This window comes from Rothia nasimurium (assembly GCF_928382285.1).
Taxonomy (GTDB): Bacteria; Actinomycetota; Actinomycetes; order Actinomycetales; family Micrococcaceae; genus Rothia; species Rothia nasimurium_E.
Genome location: NZ_CAKMSS010000018.1, coordinates 1 through 4,864 on the forward strand (window position 1 = coordinate 1; position 4,864 = coordinate 4,864).

The following is a 4,864-nucleotide window of genomic DNA, read 5'->3' on the forward strand; positions in this document are numbered from 1 at the left end:
CACATCAAGACTTGGCGGATTCTTCATACGGGGTTTAGGCGGCCGTTAGGGTTGTATGGGCGGGTGTTTTCGGTGGTGCGGGGGTTGGTGTTTTTGGCTGCGGGTGGGACTTTTGAATAAGCCTCTATGGCTAATGCTGTGAATCCTTACGGAGATGGGAAAGCCTCCATACGGACTATAGCTTCGTTGGAAGAACTATTTGGCATCGGTACACGCGTCGAGGACTTTAATGGGTAATCCCGATAAAAAAGCAACCAAAATATTTATATATGGAAGTTGTGTGTCGCGTGATACTGTGGAGCTTTTAATTGATGAGGTTGAGATTGTAGAGTATATAGCTCGGCAATCAATCATTAGTGCTTTTAGCCCTCTTGCGTATGAAGAGTTTGAGGCTCAACTTAAGCCGATACCTTCAAATTTTCAGCAGCGTATGGTGCGGGGTGATATAGAAGGCTCCTTGCCACGGGCTCTCAAGTAGCTCCCCTCTGATGTTGATTTATTATTATTTGACTTGGTGGACGAACGCGGTGGCGTCGCACAGTTTAAAGACGGTTATGTTACTAAATTAGCTGAATTTTGGGGCCATGGCGGTAGGGAGATGTCCCGGGGTGGAGAAATCGTTGAATTTGGAAGCGAACAGCATTTTTCACTCTGGTCAGCTGCTGTTTCTACCTTGATAGATATTCTTACAGAGCAGAGTCTACTGGAGAAGGTTCTAATTTTAAGAATTGATTGGGCAGAGACATATAAAGACGGTACCCCTTATAAAGCCCCAGACTGGATGCTACAACCGAGTGCAGCAAATTCCCTATACCCCCGCTATTTCGATTTTCTTGAAGATAAGGGTTGTAGAATTATAACTGTTCCACTGCATTTGGCTGTTACAGATGCTAGCCATCAGTGGGGGCCGTCGCCCTTTCACTACAGTAGCGAAGCATATGAGTATGTAGTAAGGTACATAAAAAACATAATATGACACTGTGAACCCCTTTGATCTTCTCGGGTGAGAAGCGCAAAGGGGTGATTTTTAGCTAAATCATTTTGACAGCTTCCGACACGGCTGCGGCGGCTGTTTTTTTGTCAATAATTACTGCAGATAATATTTTATTCAATATAGGAAGTGGGATAGGTGAATGTCCCTCTGCGAAATCAGCTACAGCAGCTAGATGATTGTCATCTTTTGCGTAGTAGCTAGCTTCGGGTGTGTCACGTTGCTTCCACGTTGAAGTGCTAATCCAAGGTAGAAAGTGCTTTTCTAAATGCCAGTCGGTTTTGTTCTGCAAAATAATTGAAATCTGATTACTATCTAGAAAATGACTTCCCCATAGTTCTACATCAACCAGCCCCTTTCTCCACTCGCGTACTTCAGATTTCCAGTTCTTGGTGTGCAGTACAGATGATGGAACACCAACGGCAGTGAGAAAACGCTGAACTGGATCTGAATAATAATTCAAAATGGACGTTTGAGGGTTCCATACCAGTGCTCCAGAGTATTCGGGGAGTCGAACGCTGTAATAGAGAGAGGCAAAGCCTCCTCCCGAGCCACCAATAAAGAGCAATTTTTTTCCAGAATTAACGGCTATAGCCTTAAATAACTCGGTGAGTCGCATCTGGAATTTTGTTTCTGGAACTCCTGCATACCAGGCGAGATTTACTTCTTGGTTATTCTCGACGACTGGGTCTGAGACGCAAATAGAGGGTAAGCGTAAATTTTTTGACAGAGCAACTCCACTAAAAAATGGAGGGTTTAGCTGTGCTCTGTTAGCAATAGCGCCACCAAAGAATACTGGAATAAAGTCATATTCAGTTTGAAGCGGATTGCCGTGGAGCAGAAGATTAACTGAAAAATTTTCTTTAGTTACAGTGTGTACTCCATCAGCATGGTGGTTTTGTGAACAGAATGCATCTGGCGAATACCACGTGGTGTGGGACGCGCCCCATGTCTGATAGTTATGCATTTAGGCTCCTAAAATTTTGTATCTAGTGGGGGCGCCCCTCAAAATAAGAAAATATCATCCAATATTTTCGTTAAACATAGTTGAGATAATCGCTCGTGTTACCCTTTCTTTGCCAAGTTCATCTTCAAACCCAGTGGTGAAGGGGGTCTGGCCAAGAATCGCTTGGCTAATTTCCTCTGTAGATGAGAAAATCCAGTCTCTGGGGTAAATCAAGTCAGCTCCTGGCCAATCGAGTGTCATCGGGCGAGCTCCAGAGGCTGCGCCATCTGGAAGCGTTAGATGGAACGACTCAAAATCACTCACAGAGAGTGCAATACCAATTTTTTGGTACCACTGAGGCATGTCGTTCCCGTGGGGATCAAAGACTACTGCGCCCGGTACTCTGTTGTTAATTTCTTCAATTCGGCTGTATTGAGCATTATAGTAAGCCATTTCATCAGGACGATTAAGCATCCAGGGGTAATCAGAAGGCTGTTTGCCCTTAATGAAAAGCTTATAACGGGTGTCTACCTGGTGGAGACGCTCAAGCACATCCAGTGCTCGGTCGAGACGTTTTCCTCTTGCAACAATTCCAACGAGCCCAATGTTAAACTCTGCACCATCAGTTTTGGGGAGAGAAAGAGCCTCAGTGTCGACTGTATTCGGAATAATAACGGTTTTATCAGCCGGAACGCCATGGCTAATTACCGCAGCTTGGCGTATTAACTCTCCAACGAAGATATACTTGCTAACACTTGAGTGTTTGATGCGGGAAAGGTAGGGGCGTCGTAGTTCCTGCGAATGAACTCTGACGACCAGCCTTTGGTGCGGTTTCACATGCTGTGAGTACCATACAGCATTTCCTAGACCCCACTCACAGAAGATAACGTCAGCCTGTTCTAATAGCCTGATGGATAATTCTTCGTCATGTTTGCTATGGTTTGCCCATTGATCAATCAGGATACCCTTTGCTTCTTTTTCAGTTGCTGAAATAAGATCTCGGGCAAACTTTAAATCATGCCCTGCAAACAGGACAGTAAGGTTTTTGAGTGACTCTACATCACCAAAACTATCAAGATCGCCAATAGGCTCAGTTCCGGTAGATTCCTCGATAGGAGGAAGCAGCAGTTCTAGACTGCTCAGATTAGTGAATTCTTCAGCATTCTTAAACCTCGAAAGACTACCAACTGATAGATTTCTATCTTCACTGTAGGGCGTTGCCAGAGGCATCCCGCTATCAGAAGAAGTCGCGGTTCGGTATGTTATATGCTTCCAAGAACCGTAACGGGTACTGTAGAGCAGATCCTCAAAATGTGTACGGGGGAGGGGGCTCGATACAGTTGAGATCCAGGTGCCAATTTTTTCAGAAGAGCTAAAGTCGCCGATGATTATTTTGGTTTCTGAGTGCTTGAACAAAGCGTCTGCAACCGAAGACGGTTTACTCAGGTAGATAGCTTCTGGCTTTACAGACTGGCTAGCAATAGCCTTCAGCACTTCAGGCGAAGAATCCGCGACAACCACAGAATATGAATCCAGTGCCGGTGCCTTAACAGCAATCCCTGCAGTGCGTGCCAAAATCGTTAACGCAGTATTGACGGTATGGGCTCTATACACTGTGCGTAGCTGGAACCATGCTTCGTTTATTCTGGCAACCGGATTTGTCGTCCAAGAATACAGCAGAGCTTTCCATAGCTCTGCATCATTGGATGCAGGAATTGTGTTACCGAAAGTTTCCTCTATACCGCGCCCCGGGCCAGAGAGGACAAGACCACCACAAGCGGCAATTTCGACCACACGACGGGAAAACATAGTCGGAGAGTCACTGACAGAATTTACGTTAATGTGCGCGATATGTGTTTTGTAGGAGTCAATGACCTCCTGGTAGGGGAGAACCCCGCGAACATTGCTTTGGAACTCATCTGGGAAAGAATACGGAGAGTTTTCGTATGCCAGCTGACGATCATAAATAGCGAGCCCGAAAGGCTGAGCTACCTCTAACATGCGACGCAACTGCTGAGAACGAAGCTTGTAACGATCTCCATAGTAGGTTCCAGCATGGGCAACAGTTGAATCGAACGGACGCTGAGAAGCTAACGGATTGTGGATAGCTGGCTGAGCATAAAAAGGTAATGATGAAACAGTTTTATTGACGGACCATTGATTTGAGAGATATTTAGGAACCATGTTACTGTCGGTAGTGAAGACATGGTCGCAACGAGCAGCTATTTTATAAAAACGCTCGTAGTGGATTGGATCTTCTTTATTCCAAAATACAGTGGGTACTCCTAGCTCACGGCAGGTGTTGATTACACCGATAATATCGCTGTTTTCTTCAGCACCGTAGTAACCTACCCCCTTATGCCATTCCCCAGAGTTGCCGTTCCACGCTGATTCAATAAAAACCAAATCATAGTTATGCTTTAGAAGCTGTTTCTTCCAAGAACTCCGCCTAATGGGCGATGTTTTAAAGGAAGCTGCTAGCGTAGAGGAAGTGAACTCGTCAGCAATAACACCAACCTTTAAATCTTTAAGTTCACGCATGTCGGCCGCAAGGTGGGCCTTATGGAAGGTTACAGCCTGCCTATGAGCCTCTACTATCTGGTTTCCGATATTTGCCCAAGTTCTGTGATCAACTGTCCAAAGTCTTGCTGCTCTACCTAGATTTGAAGCTAGCTCACTATCTTCAATTAGCCGGCGGATAGCTTTTGCTAGCTCAGACGCGTTCCCGGCTTCAAATAGCAAGGCTCTTTCCTCAAGACCAGCAAGGTCTTTGTGGGGGGCGACGTCAGAGAGAATAACTGAGGCTTATTCAAAAGTCCCACCCGCAGCCAAAAACACCAACCCCCGCACCACCGAAAACACCCGCCCATACAACCCTAACGGCCGCCTAAACCCCGTATGAAGAATCCGCCAAGTCTTGATGTGCG

The 4,864-nt window shown here is 45.8% G+C and carries 2 protein-coding genes and 1 pseudogene; 1 reads left to right on the forward strand and 2 read right to left on the reverse strand.

Features of this window, described 5'->3' with window-relative positions:
• The first annotated feature begins 229 nt into the window (after positions 1-229).
• A pseudogene (locus L6758_RS10860) lies at positions 230-976 on the forward strand (DUF6270 domain-containing protein).
• A gap of 55 nt (positions 977-1,031) precedes the next feature.
• Here the strand turns inward: L6758_RS10860 and L6758_RS10865 are convergent.
• Together L6758_RS10865 and L6758_RS10870 are read right to left on the reverse strand one after the other, a co-directional pair.
• The gene (locus tag L6758_RS10865) at positions 1,032-1,958 is read right to left on the reverse strand and encodes a hypothetical protein (protein WP_237206093.1); all 927 of its coding nucleotides are present in this window, start codon (positions 1,956-1,958) and stop codon (positions 1,032-1,034) included.
• Positions 1,959-2,012: 54 nt separating this feature from the next.
• Complete coding sequence (locus tag L6758_RS10870) at positions 2,013-4,679, reverse strand: glycosyltransferase family protein (RefSeq protein ID WP_237206094.1); 2,667 nt, start codon at positions 4,677-4,679, stop codon at positions 2,013-2,015.
• Between the last annotated feature and the right edge of the window lie 185 nt (positions 4,680-4,864).